15 protein-coding genes and 1 pseudogene are annotated in these 18,117 nt (G+C 71.0%); 8 read left to right on the top strand and 8 right to left on the bottom strand.

Annotation, left to right across the window (positions count from 1 at the left end):
* The first annotated feature begins 509 nt into the window (after positions 1 to 509).
* From M8J73_RS28810 to M8J73_RS28825, 4 genes are all read left to right on the top strand, one after another.
* Positions 510 to 1,283 carry an isoprenyl transferase gene (locus tag M8J73_RS28810; protein ID WP_099967277.1) on the top strand — a complete coding sequence of 258 codons (774 nt, stop codon included), beginning with the start codon at positions 510 to 512 and terminating at the stop codon, positions 1,281 to 1,283.
* A 335-nt stretch (positions 1,284 to 1,618) separates the two neighbouring features.
* Complete coding sequence (gene phoH2 / locus M8J73_RS28815) at positions 1,619 to 2,944, top strand: RNA 5'-3' helicase PhoH2 (RefSeq protein ID WP_055543334.1); 1,326 nt, start codon at positions 1,619 to 1,621, stop codon at positions 2,942 to 2,944.
* A 427-nt stretch (positions 2,945 to 3,371) separates the two neighbouring features.
* The gene (locus M8J73_RS28820; protein ID WP_206188092.1) at positions 3,372 to 4,082 is read left to right on the top strand and encodes an aggregation-promoting factor C-terminal-like domain-containing protein; all 711 of its coding nucleotides are present in this window, start codon (positions 3,372 to 3,374) and stop codon (positions 4,080 to 4,082) included.
* A gap of 183 nt (positions 4,083 to 4,265) precedes the next feature.
* Positions 4,266 to 4,769: a hypothetical protein gene (locus tag M8J73_RS28825; protein ID WP_079055312.1), complete on the top strand. Its 504-nt coding sequence runs from the start codon at positions 4,266 to 4,268 to the stop codon at positions 4,767 to 4,769.
* On the opposite strand, the gene M8J73_RS28830 is transcribed toward M8J73_RS28825, so the two are convergent.
* Positions 4,766 to 5,608, bottom strand: a complete 843-nt coding sequence (locus M8J73_RS28830) for a hypothetical protein (protein ID WP_249829266.1) — start codon at positions 5,606 to 5,608, stop codon at positions 4,766 to 4,768. The two genes, M8J73_RS28825 and M8J73_RS28830, sit on opposite strands and share 4 nt — an antisense overlap.
* Positions 5,609 to 5,741: 133 nt before the next feature.
* Here M8J73_RS28830 and M8J73_RS28835 point away from each other — a divergent pair, with 133 nt between their 5' ends.
* Together M8J73_RS28835 and M8J73_RS28840 are read left to right on the top strand one after the other, a co-directional pair.
* Positions 5,742 to 6,251 carry a SigE family RNA polymerase sigma factor gene (locus tag M8J73_RS28835; protein WP_249829260.1) on the top strand — a complete coding sequence of 170 codons (510 nt, stop codon included), beginning with the start codon at positions 5,742 to 5,744 and terminating at the stop codon, positions 6,249 to 6,251.
* A 178-nt stretch (positions 6,252 to 6,429) separates the two neighbouring features.
* Positions 6,430 to 7,692 (top strand): hypothetical protein, encoded by a 1,263-nt coding sequence (locus M8J73_RS28840; protein WP_249829261.1) that lies wholly within the window; start codon positions 6,430 to 6,432, stop codon positions 7,690 to 7,692.
* A 129-nt stretch (positions 7,693 to 7,821) separates the two neighbouring features.
* Here M8J73_RS28840 and M8J73_RS28845 read toward each other — a convergent pair whose 3' ends face one another.
* The 3 genes from M8J73_RS28845 to M8J73_RS28855 form a co-directional block, all read right to left on the bottom strand.
* Positions 7,822 to 9,132: an Nramp family divalent metal transporter gene (locus M8J73_RS28845; protein ID WP_055542268.1), complete on the bottom strand. Its 1,311-nt coding sequence runs from the start codon at positions 9,130 to 9,132 to the stop codon at positions 7,822 to 7,824.
* Between the two features lie 194 nt (positions 9,133 to 9,326).
* Positions 9,327 to 9,737: an ATP-binding protein gene (locus M8J73_RS28850; protein ID WP_055542269.1), complete on the bottom strand. Its 411-nt coding sequence runs from the start codon at positions 9,735 to 9,737 to the stop codon at positions 9,327 to 9,329.
* A gap of 217 nt (positions 9,738 to 9,954) precedes the next feature.
* Positions 9,955 to 12,660: an ATP-binding protein gene (locus tag M8J73_RS28855; protein ID WP_372504034.1), complete on the bottom strand. Its 2,706-nt coding sequence runs from the start codon at positions 12,658 to 12,660 to the stop codon at positions 9,955 to 9,957.
* Position 12,661: 1 nt separating this feature from the next.
* On the opposite strand from M8J73_RS28855, the gene M8J73_RS28860 reads away from it, so the two are divergent.
* Both M8J73_RS28860 and M8J73_RS28865 read left to right on the top strand, forming a co-directional pair.
* Complete coding sequence (locus tag M8J73_RS28860) at positions 12,662 to 13,120, top strand: hypothetical protein (RefSeq protein ID WP_249829262.1); 459 nt, start codon at positions 12,662 to 12,664, stop codon at positions 13,118 to 13,120.
* A 446-nt stretch (positions 13,121 to 13,566) separates the two neighbouring features.
* Positions 13,567 to 14,940, top strand: coding sequence for a M14 family metallopeptidase (locus M8J73_RS28865; RefSeq protein ID WP_055541777.1), 1,374 nt, complete (start codon positions 13,567 to 13,569; stop codon positions 14,938 to 14,940).
* Between the two features lie 89 nt (positions 14,941 to 15,029).
* Here the strand turns inward: M8J73_RS28865 and M8J73_RS28870 are convergent, their stop codons facing one another.
* The 4 genes and pseudogenes from M8J73_RS28870 to M8J73_RS28885 form a co-directional block, all read right to left on the bottom strand.
* Positions 15,030 to 15,773, bottom strand: coding sequence for a hypothetical protein (locus M8J73_RS28870; RefSeq protein ID WP_055541778.1), 744 nt, complete (start codon positions 15,771 to 15,773; stop codon positions 15,030 to 15,032).
* Between the two features lie 95 nt (positions 15,774 to 15,868).
* Positions 15,869 to 16,306, bottom strand: coding sequence for a RidA family protein (locus tag M8J73_RS28875; protein WP_249829263.1), 438 nt, complete (start codon positions 16,304 to 16,306; stop codon positions 15,869 to 15,871).
* 137 nt (positions 16,307 to 16,443) lie between these two features.
* Positions 16,444 to 17,202 carry an IclR family transcriptional regulator gene (locus tag M8J73_RS28880; RefSeq protein ID WP_249829264.1) on the bottom strand — a complete coding sequence of 253 codons (759 nt, stop codon included), beginning with the start codon at positions 17,200 to 17,202 and terminating at the stop codon, positions 16,444 to 16,446.
* Positions 17,199 to 17,507: pseudogene (locus M8J73_RS28885) on the bottom strand (PfkB family carbohydrate kinase); the annotation flags it as partial. The pseudogene M8J73_RS28885 and the gene M8J73_RS28880, both read right to left, overlap by 4 nt.
* Positions 17,508 to 18,117: the final 610 nt, after the last annotated feature.

Below are 18,117 nucleotides of genomic sequence, written 5' to 3' on the forward strand. Positions count from 1 at the left end.
GGTGCCGTGAACCAGCGGCCGCGCCGGGCCGAGACGGCAGCCGTCCGTCAAGCGGGCGTTCCGGGGGCGCTTCACCCACACGAGCGCGCTCCCCCCTCCCTCCCCGAGAGTCGCACAAGAATGCGCGAACCTCATGAATCCATCAGGATTCCTTCTCTTCTCCTTCGAATCAGTCGCGATCCGGCCATGATCACCCCTCGATCACACCCTGAATGAAGGCTTCCGCGCTCACCCTCGCGCTGTCGTCCGACTCCGCAGAGTAGTTGTGGCACGCCGATGCACGCAGCATCACTCACGAAGGGTTATGGTGGAAACCCCCCCTCGGGCCGGTCCGTCTCCCCCCCACGGACCGGCCCGTTTTTTCTGCCCGTCCGCGGACACCTCTCCGCGGCCCGGGCGACGGGCCCCCGAGGGCCCCCACCCCCGAACACCCCTTGGCGGACTTGGCCTCCACCACCGGTAGGCTCTGGCAGCCAAGGGGACTGCCGCGACACCGGAGGGGCTTTCACGTGAACCTGCGCGACACACTGCGCGGCCTGCTGGTCAAGGTCTACGCACGCAGGGTCGAAGGGCACCTCGACCACGCCCAGGTGCCCAAGCACATCGGCGTCATCATGGACGGCAACCGGCGCTGGGCGAAGGCCGCGGGTTCCACCACCGCGCAGGGACACCGGGCCGGGGCCGACAAGATCGAGGAGTTCCTCGGCTGGTGCACCGAGACGGACGTGAAGGTCGTCACCCTCTGGCTGTTCTCCACCGACAACTTCGGCCGCCCCCAGGAAGAGCTGGTCCCGCTCTTCGGCATCATCGAGGACGTCGTGCGCTCCCTCGCCGCCGACGGCCGCTGGCGGGTGCACCACGTGGGCACCCTCGACCAGCTCCCCGGGCAGCTCCAGACCGCCCTCAAGGAGTCCGAGGAGGCCACCGCGCACGTCGACGGGATACTGGTCAACGTCGCCATCGGGTACGGCGGCCGCCAGGAGATCGCCGACGCCGTACGGTCCATGCTCCTCGACGCCCAGGACAAGGGCACCTCGATGGAGGAGCTCGCCGAGAGCGTCGACGTCGACATGATCGGCCGCCATCTGTACACCGGGGACCAGCCCGACCCGGATCTGGTGATCCGTACGAGCGGCGAGCAGCGGTTGTCCGGATTCATGCTCTGGCAGACGGCGCACTCCGAGTACTACTTCTGCGACGTTTTCTGGCCGGCCTTCCGGAAGGTCGACTTCCTGCGCGCGCTGCGTGACTACGCCGTACGACACCGGCGCTACGGAGGCTGAACCTCCGCATTTCCCCCGCGTTACCGATGAGGTGTCCACCACCCCCTTCGCGGCAGACGTAACGAGGAGTTCACCGGGGCCCCCGTACGGCGTGGCATGGCGGCGCATGTTCGAGGGCATAAGCCAGTCAGGTCGACACCCGAACCACGGGTGTCGGATCTCAGCGGGCGGCTCGGGGCCGTCCGCCCGGGAGGCCCTTTGCACCAGCCCGATCGTGCGGTCACAGCACGGACGAAGCAGCGGAGGGCCGGTCACCGGCCCGTGCAACGGCGCCGTCGACCGGCCCAGTTCCATCCCGTCGCTCCCCGACCTCATCCGAGGGGGTACGTCCTTCCGTGGTGACCAGCACAAAGCGCCACAAGCCAGACCGGCGCACCTACGTCCTCGACACCAGCGTCCTGCTGGCCGACCCGAACGCTTTGAGCCGCTTCGACGAGCACGAGGTCGTGCTTCCGATCGTCGTGGTGACGGAGCTGGAGGCGAAGAGGCACCATCCCGAACTCGGCTACTTCGCCCGGCAGGCCCTGCGTCTGCTCGACGAGTTCCGGGTACGGCACGGCCGCCTCGACGCCCCCATCCCGATCGGGGACCTCGGCGGGACGGTACGCGTCGAGCTCAACCACTCGGACCCCAGCGTCCTGCCGACCGGCTACCGCCTGGGGGACAACGACTCCCGCATCCTGGCGGTCGCCCGCAATCTGCAGGCCGAGGGCTACGACGTGACCGTCGTGTCGAAGGACCTGCCCCTCAGGATCAAGGCGTCCTCCGTGGGCCTCCTCGCCGAGGAGTACCGCGCGGAACTCGCCATCACGGACGCCTCCGGCTGGACCGGGATGTCCGAGGTGACCCTGCCGGGCGACCAGGTGGACATCCTCTTCGAGGAGGGGACGGTCTACGTCCCCGAGGTCAGCGGCCTCCCCGTCCACACGGGTCTGACGATCCAGTCCGAGCGGGGCAAGGCCCTCGGCCGGGTGACGGCGGACGGCAACATCCGGCTCGTCCGCGGCGACCGTGAGGCCTTCGGCATCCACGGCCGCAGCGCCGAGCAGCGCATCGCGCTGGATCTGCTGCTCGACCCGGACGTCGGGATCGTGTCGATGGGCGGCCGGGCCGGCACCGGCAAGTCCGCGCTCGCGCTCTGCGCGGGCCTGGAAGCCGTGCTCGAACGGCGCCAGCACCAGAAGGTGATGGTCTTCCGGCCGCTGTACGCGGTGGGCGGGCAGGAGCTCGGCTATCTGCCCGGCAGCGAGGCCGAGAAGATGAGCCCCTGGGCGCAGGCGGTCTTCGACACGCTCTCCGCGGTCACCTCCCGCGAGGTGATCGAGGAGGTCACCGCGCGCGGGATGCTGGAGGTCCTTCCGCTCACGCACATCCGCGGCCGCTCGCTCCACGACGCGTTCGTCATCGTGGACGAGGCCCAGTCGCTGGAGCGGAACGTCCTACTGACCGTTCTGTCCCGGATCGGGGCGAATTCACGGGTGGTCCTGACCCATGACGTGGCCCAGCGCGACAATCTGCGCGTCGGCCGCTATGACGGTGTCGTCGCGGTGGTGGAGAAGCTGAAGGGCCATCCGCTCTTCGCCCACGTCACGCTGACGCGGTCCGAACGCTCCCAGATCGCGGCCCTGGTGACCGAAATGCTGGAGGACGGGCAGATTTAACGGTTCTGCCGGTTCCGGACGATCTGACCAACTTTGGTCAAATCCGGTCACCGATGGACCTCTTGGCGCCGTCCGGCAAAGGCGATGAGCCTAGCCGGGCGGCGCTTCGGCATGTGGGCGTTTCCGTGAATCCCTGGGGCCAAACGAGGTGTGAGCTTTCACACGCACCTACGAATTGCCTTGCGACACCGGGTTACGGCAGAGTCTCACTCCTGTCAGGCCCCGCATACGACACAGCCGTACCCCCAGCGGTACGGAACCACAGCAACACCACGGTCAACTCCATAGCGTCGTCGTATGCCGCCCGAGCACCACGCGGCGCTCCCCGCAAGGGAGTTGCCCACCGGGCCCGCGCCTCCGTGACCCCGCAGTTGGGAGGCCAGCGCCAGGGGCACGATTGCGTCCGCCAGGGTCACCGAGGCGGGCGATGCTGGAAGGAAACCGTGTGAGCCGGATTTCGGTCCGGGGATTCGCAGTGGCTTCGGCCACCGCGGTCACCGCAGTCGGAAGTGTCGTCGGAGTTGCCCATGGCAACACCGCCCAGACCACGGACGACGCCGAGGCGGTCGCGAACGACACCACGTTGCTCGCCGACATCCCTGTCGGTGAGCAGGCGCAGGTCCAGACCGCATCCCTGACTGCACAGGCCGACGCCCAGGCCATCGCCGCCGACGCGACCGCCCGCAAGGACGCCGAGGAGACCGCCCGTAAGAAGGCGGCCGAGGACGCGATCGCGAAGCAGAAGCAGGCGGAGAAGGCCGAGCAGGAGCGCAAGGCGAAGGCAGAAGCCGAGACGAAGGCCCAGACGGCCAGCTCGCTCGACGACGCCCCGACGCAGAGCTCCTACACCGTCGCGGAGGTCCAGGCCATGGCGAAGGCGGTCGTGGCCAGCGACCAGTGGACCTGCTTCAGCAACATCGTGAACCACGAGTCCACCTGGAACTACAAGGCCGTCAACCCGTCCTCGGGTGCCTACGGTCTCTTCCAGGCGCTCCCCGGTTCCAAGATGTCGTCCGCCGGCTCCGACTGGCAGACCAACCCGGCCACCCAGATCAAGTGGGGCCTCAACTACATGGAATCGCGCTACGGCAGCCCCTGCGAGGCGTGGTCCTTCTGGCAGGCCAACCACTGGTACTAGGCCCGCCGCACCGCCGATGACCAGCCGCGATCCTCGTCGGCGGGGCCTCGGCCACTCGACGCCCGGAAGCCCCCCACCGTTCTTCGGTGGGGGGCTTCCGCCATGTACGGTCGAAACCCCCGGGATGAATCGCGACCTCCGGGGCACATGGTGGACAGCAGGGGCGACGGGGGAAGAGGACGCATGAAGTCGCGGGTGCCAGGGTGGCTCAGCCGGATCGGCTCCGGCCTGAGCGGTTGGGGCGAGCGGTTGGAGCGCCGCCGCGCGGAGATCGAGGATGGGCCATGGCATCTGCAGCTCAAATCCCGTGAGGGCGTCGAAGCAGCAGCGACCGGCGACAGTGCTTTTCAAGCATTGCAGTCAATCCGTAAGGATTTGACCCCGAGAGGAATTGCCATTTGCTGCAACGGGGCGCGCGTCGATGTGCGACCGTCCGGCTTTTCTGCTTCGCACGGCGCTTGGATGCTCTATGTTCTCCACATGTGGCGCCCGTCTACCGTGCGCGACCTCGTGCCGATCTTCGACTACGCACCTCCCAGCAAAGTAGGCTCCGTGGAAGAGCAGGACGCCTACTGGGAGCGCCACCTCAAGAACAGGAAGAATTTCCTCAACTTCATCAACCCGGTCTGGTGGGTTTATTTCCTCACGGCATCTCGCGGGAAACCAAAAGGGTTCAAGGGGCGCTAGCCCATCGGTCGGTAGTAGCCCAGTACGTGGGCCAGGTGGGGGAACCACTCGTGGAGGCGGGTTCGGGGTTTGGCCTCTACCGTGCACTCGAAGAAGCTGCCGTCCAGGTGGACCACCGCGACCATGAGGGCCTTGCCGTTGGGGCTCGCCTTGTAGTGGACGCTGCGGATCTCGGGCCACGGGAAGTCTACGGAGACGCCGTGGTCCTCGAAGGCCACGCCTGATACGTCGATGACGATGCTGTTGTGGCGGTCGACCGCCAGGAACTCCGGGCCCGCGCCATCAGGGGCCGCCGCCGGTGCCGCCCCCGCGGCAGGGGGTGCGTAGGCGTGCAGCGGCGGCTGGGGCTGCGGCGGTTGCGGGTAGGGGTGTGCCTGGGGCGCGTACTGCTGGGGCTGGGGCGGCTGCCCGTACGGCTGCGGGGGTTGGGGGTACGGCTGCGGGGGCTGCCCGTACGGCTGGGGTGGTTGGGCGTACGGCTGGGGCGGCTGGGCGTAGGCCTGCTGCGGGTACGCGTACCCCTGATGCGATTGCCCGTATGGCTGCTGAGCGTACGGCTGCGGCGCCGCTCCCGGCGGTGGCGGCCCGAAGCCCGGGGGCGGTGTCGGCGCCGACGCGGGCGGGGTTTGGCCGGCCGGAGGCTCCGGGGCCGGCCCAGGCGCCGGAGTCGTCTGCTCCCCCGGCTGCGCTTCCGGCTGCCCTCCCGGCGGTGCCCACGGCTGTGCCTGCGGCTGACCCTGCTGCTCAGGCTGCGGCTGCGGCGGCTCCGGGCGTGCCTGTTCCTCAGCCGGCTGCTCCGGGGTCGGAGTCGGCTCGTGGCCCTGTTGCGGCTGGTCCATGGGTGTTCGTCCTTCTGCCCCGTCGGTGTGACTCGTACCGCACCGTATCCCTCTGCCTCCGGTGAAACATTCCCCGGGGGTCACCGCATCAAAGGAGTGACAGGCCGACGAGCCCGGCAGGGGGAAGCCAGAGATGAGATCAGTCCGCGCGGACGAGTACCAGGAGTTCGCGGCGGCGCGCGCGGGGCATCTGTACCGGTCCGCGTGTCTGCTCACCGGCGGGGACACGCACCTCGCCGAGGACCTCGTGCAGGAGACTCTCGGGCGGTTGTACGTGAAGTGGGGGCGGGTACGGCGGGCCGACAACCCCGCCGGGTACGCGCAGACCGTGCTGACCAGGGTGTTCCTCGCCCATCAGCGGCGGCGCAGCAGCAGGGAGCGGGCCACCGACGTGATTCCGGACGTGCCCGCCGCGCACGGTTCCGACTCCTCGCTGCGGCTCACCCTCGTGGAAGCGCTCGCCCAACTGCCCGCCAAGGACCGGGCCGTGGTGGTCCTGCGGTACTGGGAGGACCGGTCCATCGAGGAGACCGCCACGGCGATGAACGCCAGCTCGGCGGCGGTACGGACGCGCTGCGTGCGCGCCCTCGCCCGGCTGCGTGTCCTCCTCGGCGACGGCATCGGTGAGTACGTCACTCCCTGAGGGCCCCCAGCCCCGAGCCCCCAGCCGCCGCCCACGGACCCAGCCCCAGCCCTCGGCCCCAGCCCTCGGCCCCAGCCCTCGGCCCCGGCCCCGGCTCCCGCTCCCGCTCCCAGGTCCACCCCACCCCCCTTCAGCCCCAGAGACTGCCCCACCTCAGCCACAGAAACGGCGGTGCGCCATGCCCGTAGATCAGCGTCAGCAGCACGACGACCCCTTCGAGGGCCGGATCGGTGACGCCCTGCGCCGAGCCGGGGACTCCTTCGTCGCCGACGGGCACGCTCTCGTCGGCGGTGGCGCCGCACGCGGCCGTCGGCTGCTGTTCCGGCGGCGGGCGGCGGTGCTCGGCGGGGTGGCCGGGATCGCGCTCGTCGGCGTGGGTGGCGCGCTGCTGCTGCCGGGCGGCGGGGGCGGCCCCGACGGCAGATTGTCCGTGGCCGCCTCGGACGCGCCGCGGGACGACGACGGGAGGGTGTCCGGCGCCGATCTCGTCCGTACGCTCAAGCGGCTGATGCCGGACGGGGAGTTCAGCGACGCCCAGGGCCGCGGCACGGGCGCGAAGGAGGGGCCGTACGCGCGGGTCGTGTACGACGACGGCAAGGGCCCGGCGGCCGTACAGGTCGGGCTCTCGCGGATCGATCCGCGCAGCGACGAGGCCCTTCACGCGACACAGTGCCCGGACACCAACCAGAGCAACTACGACGCCTGCCGCTCGAACAAGCTGAAGGACGGCTCGACGCTCATGGTCCACCAGGGGTACACGTTCGCGGACCGGCGCGAGGACACGAGGCTCTGGCTCGCCAACCTGGTCACCCCGCAGGGCTACTTCGTGACCGTCTCGGAGTGGAACGCGACCCTTGAGAAGGGCGCCCCGGTCACCCGGAAGGCACCACCCCTGCCCGAGTCCGAGCTGGCGGAGATCGCGACGCATCCGTACTGGATCAAGGCCATCGAGGCGATGCCCGACGACCGGGCCGGGCGGTCGCCGAGCACGGCCCCCTCCCCCGGGTCCGCCGAACCGCCGCTTGTCAGCGGTGACGCGATCCGGGCGACGCTGGTCGGGCTCGTACCGAAGGACCTCGAGGTCGTCCTCGACGGCACCGAGCGCACCGACTTCGCGTATGTCGTCCTCGACGACGGCAAGGGGCGCAGCCTGGTGCAGGCCAACGTGCAGTTGGGCGGGCCGACCTCGCTGTTCGGGCCCGACGCCGAGACCCTGCCCGACGGGACGAAGGTCGTCACCCGGCAGGGGCCCGGCGAGAAGGGCGGCGAGGGCGTCGTGATGTGGACCGTGGAAGCGCTCCGGCCCGATGGCACCCGTGTCGCGGTCAGCGCCTTCAACTCCGGCGCCCAGCACACCACCGCGACCCGCGACACCCCCGCTCTCACCATGGCCCAGCTGAAGGCGATCGCCACCAGCGACGAGTGGGCGGGGATCGGCTGATCACCGGTCGGCGACCGCGCGCGGCGGGGCGGGGCGGGCACGGGGGCGCGCGGAGGATGCGGCCCTCGCCCCGCCCAGCCCCCGCCCTGCTCTGCCCTCGCCCCATGCCGCTCCGCGGCTCCGCCGCCGTCAGAAGAAGTCCGCCCAGTTCTGGTCCCAGATCTGCTTCACGCACAGCACCAGGAACAGCAGGCCCGCGATCACCAGCATCGCGTTGCTGACCATCCCGTTGCGCCATTCGCGGGGTGTGCGGGAGGAGTTGAGGAGCCAGACCAGGGTGGCGGCGAGGAAGGGCAGGAAGGCCGCGCCGAGGACGCCGTAGAGGATGATCAGGCGGAACGGCTGGCCCTGGAAGAGCAGGACGATGGGCGGGAAGGTCAGCCAGAGCAGGTACGCGCGGAACGGCCACGACCGTTCGCGCTCGCCTGAGGCGACCTCGTCGCCCTTCACCGCGCCCTTCTTCTGATAGCGGGCGACGAAGTCGGCGAACATCAGGCTCACGCCATGCCAGACGCCGATGAGGGAGGTGTACGAGGTGGCGAAGAAGCCGATCAGGAAGAACTTGGCGGTGGCCGGACCGTACTCGTCCTCCAGGATGCCGCCGAGCTGGATGAGGCCCTTGTCGCCGCTGGCGATGGCGATGTTCGCGGAGTGCAGCAGTTCCGCGCCGACGAAGAGCATCGCGATGACGAAGATGCCGGTCGTGGCGTACGCGACCCGGTTGTCGAGGCGCATGATCCTCATCCAGCCGGCGTCGGTCCATCCCTTGGCGTTGACCCAGTAGCCGTATGCGGCCAGCGTGATGGTGCCGCCGACGCCGCCGATGAGGCCGAGGGTGTTGAGGATGGAGTCCTTCTCGTCGGGCAGGACGGGGAGGAGGCCCGCGAACGCGTCGGGGAGGTTCGGGGTGACCCGGATCGCCAGATAGACCGTCACCACGAACATGACGCCGACGAGGACCGTCATCACCTTCTCGAAGACGGCGTACTTGTTGAACCAGACGAAGACCAGCCCGGACAGGCCGCACAGGATGGCCCACCATTCGAGGTCCATGACGTCCGGGAACAGCGCTTGCAGGGGCAGGGCGCTGGACGACATGGCGGCCGCGCCGTACGCGAAGCCCCAGATCACCACGTAGACGACGAAGAACCAGATCGTCCAGCGGCCGAGGCTCGCCCAGCCGTCGAAGAGGGTGCGGCCGGTGGCCAGGTGCCAGCGGCCGGCGGCCTCGGCGAGGGAGATCTTGACGAGGCAGCCGATGACGGCCGCCCACAGCAGGGTGTAGCCGAAGTTGCTACCGGCGATCAGGGTCGCCACGAGGTCGCCGGCGCCGACGCCGGTCGCGGCGACGACGATGCCGGGGCCGATGTACTTCCAACTGGACTTGCGCGGGGCCGAAGTCTCTTCCCCGGTAGCTGTGTTGTCCGTGGTGTCAGCCATGCGGATCAAGAAAGCGTAAAGCCGGGGCGGGCACAAGAGGGCGTGCGGTGAAGGAAAACGGGGGTATCAGCGAGGGCGCGGAGGGGTGGAAGAGGGTCGTGACGTGGAACGGGCCCCGGCGGCTGGGTCAGCCGCCGGGGCCCGGGCTGTGGTTCCGGGGAGGCTGGCGAGGCCGCTGCCCGGAACTCCGCGGGCTACGCCGGCTGTCGCCGACCACAGCCGGCGGACCCGCACGTGCCGAGCTCGAACCACACGGTCTTGCCCGGCCCGTCCTGGTGGCAGCCCCAGCGCCCGGCGAGCGCCTCCACCAGGAACATCCCTCTGCCGCTCTCCGATATTTCCGTGACCCGTCGCACCCGGGGCGGGCGCCCGTCGGAGTCCGACACCTCGCAGCGCAGGACGCCGTGCGCCGCGGTCAGCGTCAGCTTCAGACGGCTCTCCGCGTGCACCAGGGCGTTGGTGACCAGTTCGCTCACCAGCAGCTCCGCGATATCGGTCTGGTCGAGAAGTCCCCATCCCTCCAACTGCCTGCGGACCTCCGCGCGGGCCTCGGCGGCGGCGGTCGGACGGGGGGCGTACTCGACACTCAGATGACCCGCGCCCATGGAGGGTTGGAAGTACGAGGCGAAGTGGGGGCCGGAATCCGGAAGGAGACCCCCGGAGAGTTGCAGCATGCTTCCAGGGTTGCCCCACCGGGGGTGCGGCACACGGGGAGGATTACCCGTTTCCCGGTGTGCATATACCTGCTTCACGCCCCAGTACGTCCGTAATTGCTGCTGTACAGGGCTGATGGGCATGTACGAACCCATACGTGGGTAACGTTCAGGACCGCTCCGCGGCGAAGCCCTGGGTGGTGGCCCAGGCGGCGATCTGGCTGCGGTTGTGGAAGCCGAGCTTGCCGAGGATCCGCTCGACATGGCCCTCGGCGGTACGGCGGGCGATGACCAGGCGGTCCGCGATCTGCTGGTTGGCGAGCCCCTCGGCGACGAGCAGGGCGACCTCGGTCTCCCGGGCGGTGAGCGGCACCGGGGTCTCGGGCACGGCCTGCGGGGGCTCCTGAGCGGGCTCCTGCTGGAGCGCGTACGACACCAGCTCGTCGAGGCCCAGGGTGCCGCCGCGCCGGTACGCCCGCTCGAACGGGCCCCGGCCGAGGGACCGGCGCAGAGGGGCCTCGCTGTCCCGGCGGGTGGCGCGCTCGCCGTCCCGTTGGCCCGAACTCGGCGGGCCGAGGGAGAGGTTGGCCGCCCGGAGGCGGTCCGTGCCGCCGAGGAGGACGGCGGCGCGTTCGCGGGCGCCGAGGGCGGTGGTGATGTCGATCAGCAGGTCGAGGGAGAGTGCGACGCCGACCACGTCATGGAGGGCGAGCCCGCGGCGCAGCGCCTCCCGGGCGTGCGACTCGGCTCGGTGCCACTGCTTCCGTGCGGTGTACGCGTGCGCCAGTGCCCGTAGCGCGGACGACCGCACCCAGTCCTCGCCGTGCCGTTCACAGCGCCGCAGGGTCTGCTCGCAGAGCACCACGGCACGGTCGGTCTGTCCCAGAAGGACGAGGGCGTGCGCGAGTTGCACCTGGTCGAGCGCGGCGAGGGACGGCAGGTGGCCGGTGGCGGGGACGCCGGCGAGGACGGAGTCGTAGTGGGCGACGGCACCGGTGGGGTCGTCATCGCACAGCAGGGTCAGGCGGAGGACGTACTCGGCGTGGGTTGCTTCGGTGTGAGCGGCTTCGGCGTGGGTTGCTTCGGAGCGGGTTGCTTCGGCGCGGGCGGGATCAGGGCCGGGACCGGGGGTGGCTTCCGCTGCGGTGTGTGGGTGGGGGCGGGGACCGGGGGTAGGGGTGGGGGCGAGACCAAGGGCCAGTTCGCGGGACTCCGCGGCCAGTCGGCGCGCTCGGGAGGTGTCCTCGCCGCCGGCGGTCAGGAGGAGGGCCGCGACCCACAGGGCGCGGGCGCGTTCGAGGGTCGGCTCGGGGTTGGCGTCCAGGGCGCGCTCCAGCCAGTGCAGGCCCTCGCCCGGTGCCCCGCAGGCGTACCAGTGGAACCACAGGCTGCCCGCGAGCCGCAGCCCGGCCAGGGCCTCGCCGGGGGTGGTGAGGCTGAACTCGAGCGCCGTACGCAGGTTGTCCTGGTCGGCGCGGAGCCGCGCGGCGATCTCCCGCTGGCCCGGCCCGAACCAGGCCCGCTCGTACGCCGCCACCCGGCGCTGCGTCCAGTCGCGGTGGCGACGCCGGGCGTCGGCCTCCGCGCCCGGGGTGCGGCGCAGCAGGTCGAGGCCGTAGTGGCGGAGGCCGTCGAGGAGGCGGTAGCGGACGGTGCCGCTCCAGTGCTCCTCGCGGGTCAGCACGGACTTGTCGACGAGCCCGGCGACGGCTTCGAGGACGTCGTAGGGGGTGCGGAGGGAGGGGGCGGGATCGGTGCTGGGGCCGGGGCCCAAGTCTTTGTCCGCGCCGCCCGAGTGCGCGACCGCGACCGCGCTCGCGCCGCCGGTGCCGATGCCGATGCCGGTGCCGGCATCCGTCTCGGCGTCCGCGCACACGCTTTCCGCGGTCTCCAGGTCGAAGCTGCCGGTCAGGACGGAGGCGCGGGCCCAGACGGAGCGTTCCTCGGGGGTGCAGAGGTCATGGCTCCAGTCGACGGCCGCGCGCAGCGTCCGATGGCGCGGCTGAACTCCGGGGCCGGCGGCGGCAAGGAGGCGGTAGCGGTCGTCGAGGCGTTCCAGGAGTTGGTCGACGCCGAGAACGCGCAGCCGGACGGCGGCGAGTTCGATGGCGAGCGGAAGGCCGTCGAGACGGTGGCAGAGGCGGGCCACGGAGGCGCGGTTCGCCGGGGAGAGCGTGAAGCCCGGGACCACGGCGGCGGCACGGTCGGCGAACAGGGCGAGGGCCGGGTGCGCGGCGGGGTCGGAGAGGTCGCCGTCTGGGTCGGGCACCGGGAGGGGGCGTACCTCCAGGAGGTGTTCCTCGGTGAGCGCCAGACGGTGACGGCTCGTGGCGAGGATCCGGACGCCGGTGGTGCCGCGCAGCAGGGCGGCGACGAGGTCGGCGCAGGTGGGCAGCAGGTGTTCGCAGTTGTCGAGGACCAGGAGGAGACGGCGGTCGCGTACGTGCCGGACGATCGCGTCGAGCGGGGCGCGCGCGGGGAGCGGATCGGGCAGACCGAGCGCCTCGGCGGCGGCCGTGAGCACCAGGGCGGGGTCGTGCAGATCGGAGAGGTGGACGAGGCGGACGCCGTCCGGGAAGGCCCGCTCAGCCCGGGCGGCTAGCCGCCACGCCAGCCGCGTCTTCCCGACCCCGCCGGGCCCGGTGAGCGTCACCAGCCGACTGCGGGTCAGCAGGCGCCGCCCTTCGGCGAGTTCATGGTGCCGGTCGACGAAGGAGGTTGTCTCTACGGGGAGGGGAGCTGGAGTGGGGGTGGGGGTGGGGGTGGGGGTGGAGGTTGGGATGGGGGTGGGGATGGGAGTGGGAGCTGAGGCGAGGACCGGGGGTGTGGGGCGGGGCGTGCCCGGGGTGCCGGGCGCGCGGGTCTCGTTGCGCACTGTGGACACCCCGGAGGCCCTGGGCCCCCTGACGGCGCTGGACGCGCTCGGCGCTCTCAGTGCGCCGGGCGCGCCCGGTGGGGCGGGGGCAAGCGGCGTGCGCGGCGCCTTCGGTGAGGTCGGCGCGGGCGGGGTGGGCGAGGCCTGCGGGGCTGGCGAGGTGTGCGGGGCGGGCGGTGGGCGGCGGGTGATCGGCGTGCTCGGGACGGCCGCCGTCCGGGACGCGCTCGCCGTACGCGACGTGCTCGCCGTACGCGACGTGCTCGCCGTACGTGACGCGCCCGGTCTGCGCGGCGTACCCGGGGGCGTCGACGTGGTGCGCGGTGCCGTCGGCATGCGTGTGGGTCCCGGCGCGCTCGGTGTGTCGAGCGCACCCGGCGTGTCCGGCGTGCTCGGCTTGTTCCGTTCCCGGCGTGGCGCTGATCCGCTCATGATCAGCCAGTCCTCTGGGGTGAGTTGAGGGGGTTGCCGGAGTGTGGGGCTCCTATTGCGCGGCTTCCCACTGTCGCCGCGTTCGCACGACATCGCACCCACAGTTCACCCCTGCGGGTGCACTCTTGCGCGGTGGAGGCCGCGTCGCGCTTCCACACGCGTACACTGCGCGACTTTCGGGGGCGCGGGAGCGGTGCCGCGCTCCCGGCGTGCGAGCCCGACACCCTCGAGCTGGCCGTTCGCGCCCCAACCCCCGGCCATTTTGCGACCCCTTCCGGCCACGCGACCCCGGCACACACACCGGCCACTCTTGACCTGGTCATGCCAGAGCCGCACCATGAGCGCCACACCCGCACCAGGGCCTGTCGATCACCCCACGGTCATCGGCGGGCCCGAGGCACGTCGCACGGATCCACCCCCCGCTCCACTCCCCATTCCGGAGACCCCGGAATTCCTGGAGAAAGTAGGAGACTCATGCGACTCCGCATTCGCGGCAGATCAGCGGTGCCCGACGGCCCGGGCAGGAGATCGGGCCGCCGCAGCGCCGCCCTCGTCGGCCTGCTGGCGATGGCCCTCGCGGCGCCGGTCGCCGCGACCACCACGGACGCGACGGCGACGAGCGCCGAACGCCCGAAGGCCTCGGCGGACGACATCCGCCAGTACGAGGTCCACATGCACTCGGACATCGAGTCCCGCACGGCACTCCAGAAGGCCGGTGTCTCGGTGGACGACGCCGACGACCACTCGGTCTTCGTCTCCGGCCGCGCGGACCAGATCAAGAAGCTCAAGCAGCAGGGCTACGAGGTCACCCCGCTCGGTGCCGTGCCGGACCGGTCGAAGGGCGAGGACGACGTACGCCTCTTCGACTTCCCGTCCGCCGACTCCCGATACCACAACTACGCGGAGATGACAAACGAGATCAACTCCGTCGTCGCGGCGAACAGTTCCATCGTCAGCCAGCGGGTCATCGGCACCTCGTACCAGGGCCGGAACATCGTCGCCATCAAGATCAGCGACAACGTCGGCACCGACGAGGCGGAGCCCGAGGTGCTGTTCACCCACCACCAGCACGCCCGCGAGCACCTCACCGTCGAGATGGCGCTCTACCTCCTGAACGAGCTGACCTCCGACTACGGCACCGACTCCCGCGTCACCAACATGGTGAACAACCGCGAGATCTGGATCATCCCGGACCTCAACCCGGACGGCGGCGAGTACGACGTGGCCACCGGCTCGTACCGCTCGTGGCGCAAGAACCGCCAGCCCAACAGCGGTTCGTCGGCCGTCGGCACCGACCTCAACCGCAACTGGAACTACCGCTGGGGCTGCTGCGGCGGCTCGTCCGGGTCGACGTCATCGGAGACGTACCGGGGTCCGTCCGCCGAGTCCGCGCCCGAGGTGAAGGTCGTCGCGAACTTCGTCCGCAGCCGTGTCGTCGGCGGGGCGCAGCAGATCAAGACCGCCATCGACTTCCACACGTACAGTGAGCTGGTGCTGTGGCCCTTCGGGTACACGACCGCGAACACGACGACCGGTATGACGGCCGACGACCGCAACGCCTTCGCGACGGTCGGCGAGAAGATGGCCGCGAGCAACGGGTACACGCCCGAGCAGTCCAGTGACCTGTACATCACCGACGGGTCGATCGACGACTGGCTGTGGGGCAACCAGAAGATCTTCGGCTACACCTTCGAGATGTACCCGTCGTCCGCCGGCGGGGGCGGCTTCTACCCGCCCGACGAGGTGATCGCCCGGGAGACCGCGCGCAACCGGGACGCCGTGCTGCAACTGCTGGAGAACTCGGACTGCATGTACCGGTCCATCGGCAAGGAGGCGCAGTACTGCTAGCGCCGAGTCGGTAGTGAGCGTGGGGAACCGCGGACCCGCTGTGGCCGGTCGCGCCGTTCCCCACGCCCCTCCTTGCTTGTCGCGCGCCCCTACTTGTCGGCGCTCTCGTCGGCGCTTGCGTCGGTGCTCCCGTCGGCGCTCCCGCCGGTGCTCCCGTCGGCGTCCGGCTTCGCGGTGTCCTCGGGCTCGGCCGGGTCGGCCGCCGTCGCGGGCTCCGCCGGGTCCTTCTTGTCGCTGTCGCCGTCCTCGAAGTACGCGTCCAGGACCTCGTCGATCCGGGTCTCCCACGCGGCGTGCTCGGACTTGGCCTTCGCCTCGATCTCGATGGGGTACCAGCGGCGGTCCGGGGTGTGGACCGTGACGGTGAACCGCTTCCCGAAGCGGGGGGACTCCGTCTCGATCGCGCCGATCTCGTCCCAGCGGAACTCGCACGCCTGGTCGTCGAGCTGGAGCCGTACGCCCCTGTGGTCGGCGACGATCTTCGCGCGGCGGTCGGCGGCCTCGAAGACGGGGCCTTCGACGGCGTCCTCGCCGTCGGAGTTGTCCTCGGCCTTCGCGTCGGGCTCGGCGGCGGCCTTCGCGTCGGGCTCGCTGTCGAGGTCGGCGTCCGGCTCGGCGGCGGTCTTCCGCGCCGCGGCGGGCCCATCGGCCGGGACAGCCTCGTCCGCATCCACGGTCTCCGCCTGCTCGGCGGATTCCGTCGGCTTGATGTCCTCCGGCTCCTCCTGCTTCTCCTTCGTCACGGACACGGGTGCCGTGAGTCCGGGGATGTGCGACGGGTCGACCGCGGCGGCGGCCAGGGGCTGGCTGTTCGAACCAATGCGCTGCTCCACAGCGGGCAGTATGGTCGACGATCCTGTGCGGGGAACAGTCGGCCCGGCATATGTCCGCATCTGCGGCCCGTCAACGGGGCGCGCGGGGTGGTTCGTCAGGCGTCCAGTACCGCCAGCGCGTCGATTTCGATCAGGAGGCCCGGCGGGAGGCCCACGTAGACCGTGGTGCGGGCCGGGGGCGCCTCGGTGAGATGTTCCTCGAAGTACGCGTTGTAGAGCGCGTTCATCTCGGCGAAGTGGTCCACGTCCGTGAGGTAGACGCGGATCATCATCACGTCGTCCCAGGTGGCGCCGCCCTCCTCCAGGATCGCCTTGACGTTGGCGAGGGTCTGGAGGGTTTGTTCGCGCAGCGTGGGGCCCGCGGGGGTGGGGGGCTGACCCTCCACGGCGGGGAGGAAGCCGACCTGGCCGGCGACCTGGAGAATGTTGCCCTTGCGTACGCCGTGGGAGAACTTCGCGGGCGGGGCGGTGTGGGTCTTCGGGGTCAGGGCGATCTTCTCGGTCTTCTCGGTCTTCTCGGTCTTCTCGGTCATGGTGGGGGGTCCTTGTCGTTCGGACGGAGGCGGTCTAGGGGGCGTCGTGGGGGGCGGGGTCCGTCGTGGGGGTCGGACGGGGCCGTCGTGGGGTTTCGGAGGGGGCCGTCGTGGGGTTTCGGAGGGGGTCGTCGGGTTCAGGCGGTCGTCGTCGGGCTTCTGCCGGAGTACTCGCCGCTGATCGCGTCCGCCGTGCGGCGTAGGAGAGGGAGCAGGGTGAGGAGTTCGTCGGCGGTGACGACGACGTTGGGGGCGGAGACCGACATCGCGGCGGCCACCCGGCCGTCGGCGCCCCGGACGGGGGCGGCCACGCAGTTGATGGATTCCTCGTGGCCGCCCAGGTCGGTGGCCCAGCCCTGTTCGCGGACCTTCGCCAGCTCCTTCAGGAACGCCGCGGCGTTGGGGGTCGAGCGGGACGTGTACATGGGGTAGTCGAGCTTCTCCACGCGGGCCCGGCGCTCGGCCTCGGGGAGGTCGGCGAGGCACAGCTTGGCGACGGCGGCGACCGTGATGGCGACCGGTTTGCCGATCCGGGAGTACATGCGGACCGGGTACCGGCTCTCCACCTTGTCGATGTAGAGGACCTCGTTCTCCTCGTACACGGCGAGGTGGACGGTGTGGCCGCACTGTTCGTTGAGGCGTACGAGGTGGGGGTGGGCGATCTCGCGGATGTCGAGGTTCTCCACGGCCTCCTGGGCGAGGGCGAAGAGGCGGGCGCCGAGGCGGTAGCGCTGGTCGGACTGGCGGTAGACGAGGCCGTGCTCGTGGAGGGTGCGCAGGAGACGCAGGGCCGTGGACTTGTGGACGCCGAGGCGGTCGGCGACCTGGCCGAGGTCGGCCGGGCCCTCGGCGAGCAGCGGCAGGATGCTGAGCGCGCGGTCGACGGTCTGGCTCATGTGGTGCGTACCTCCTCGTCGGCCCCGTCCGGTGCCTGTGTCCAGCCGGGGGCGAGTCGAAGTCTCCCCCACGTGTCGTCGTCCAGGGCGGCGAGGTGGTCGGCGTGGTGGCGGGTCGGTGGGGTGCCGAGGTCGCCGGGGGTGGTGAGGGCTGCGGCGGCCATGAGGTGGCCGTGGCGGAGGCGGGCCTTGGGGGGCAGGCCGCGGAGGGTGGCGGAGAGGAAGCCGGCGGCGAAGGCGTCGCCTGCGCCTATGGGGGATACGACGGTCACGTGGGGGGACGGGACGAAGGTGGTTGTGTCTGGGCCTGTGCCTTCGGGTGCGGGTCGGGCGCCTGGGGTGTGGGGGTGGGTCGGGGGCGCGCCGGGGGGTGTCCGTCCTCGGAACGGCGCGGAATCGGTTTCTCGGGAAGCGGGACCCGTTGACGCGCCAACCGCTGCGGGCGGACCCCCCCCGACACACCCCCTTACGTCCGTACGCGGCACCCCCACCACGCGGGCTGGCGCCGCCCCGGTCACGTGCCCCGCACCGTTCGTACGCGGCTGCCCCGTCGTGGGGGCTTGCGCCGCCCCGGTCACCTGCCCCGCACCGCTCGTACGCGGCACACCCACCGCGCGGGCTTGCGCCGCCCCGGTCACGTGCCCCGGCTCGTGCGCATGCGGCTGACCCGCCGTGGGGGCTTGCGCGGCCTCCGTAGCGTGTGGCTGCTCGTCCGTACGCCACTGGCCCGCCACAGGGGCTTGCGCCGAATCGGCCGAACGCGGCTCACCCGTCGTTGGTGCTTGCGCTTGTGGTGTCTCCGTCGGGTGTGGCTGGGGAGTTGTGGGGGTCATGGGGACTTCTCCAGGGCCGCGCCCGCCTCGCCGGTTACCGTCCAGCCCGCGTCGAAACCGGGGAAGAAGAGGGGGACCGGGG

The sequence above is a fragment of the Streptomyces neyagawaensis genome (assembly GCF_023516595.1).
Classification (GTDB): domain Bacteria; phylum Actinomycetota; class Actinomycetes; order Streptomycetales; family Streptomycetaceae; genus Streptomyces; species Streptomyces neyagawaensis.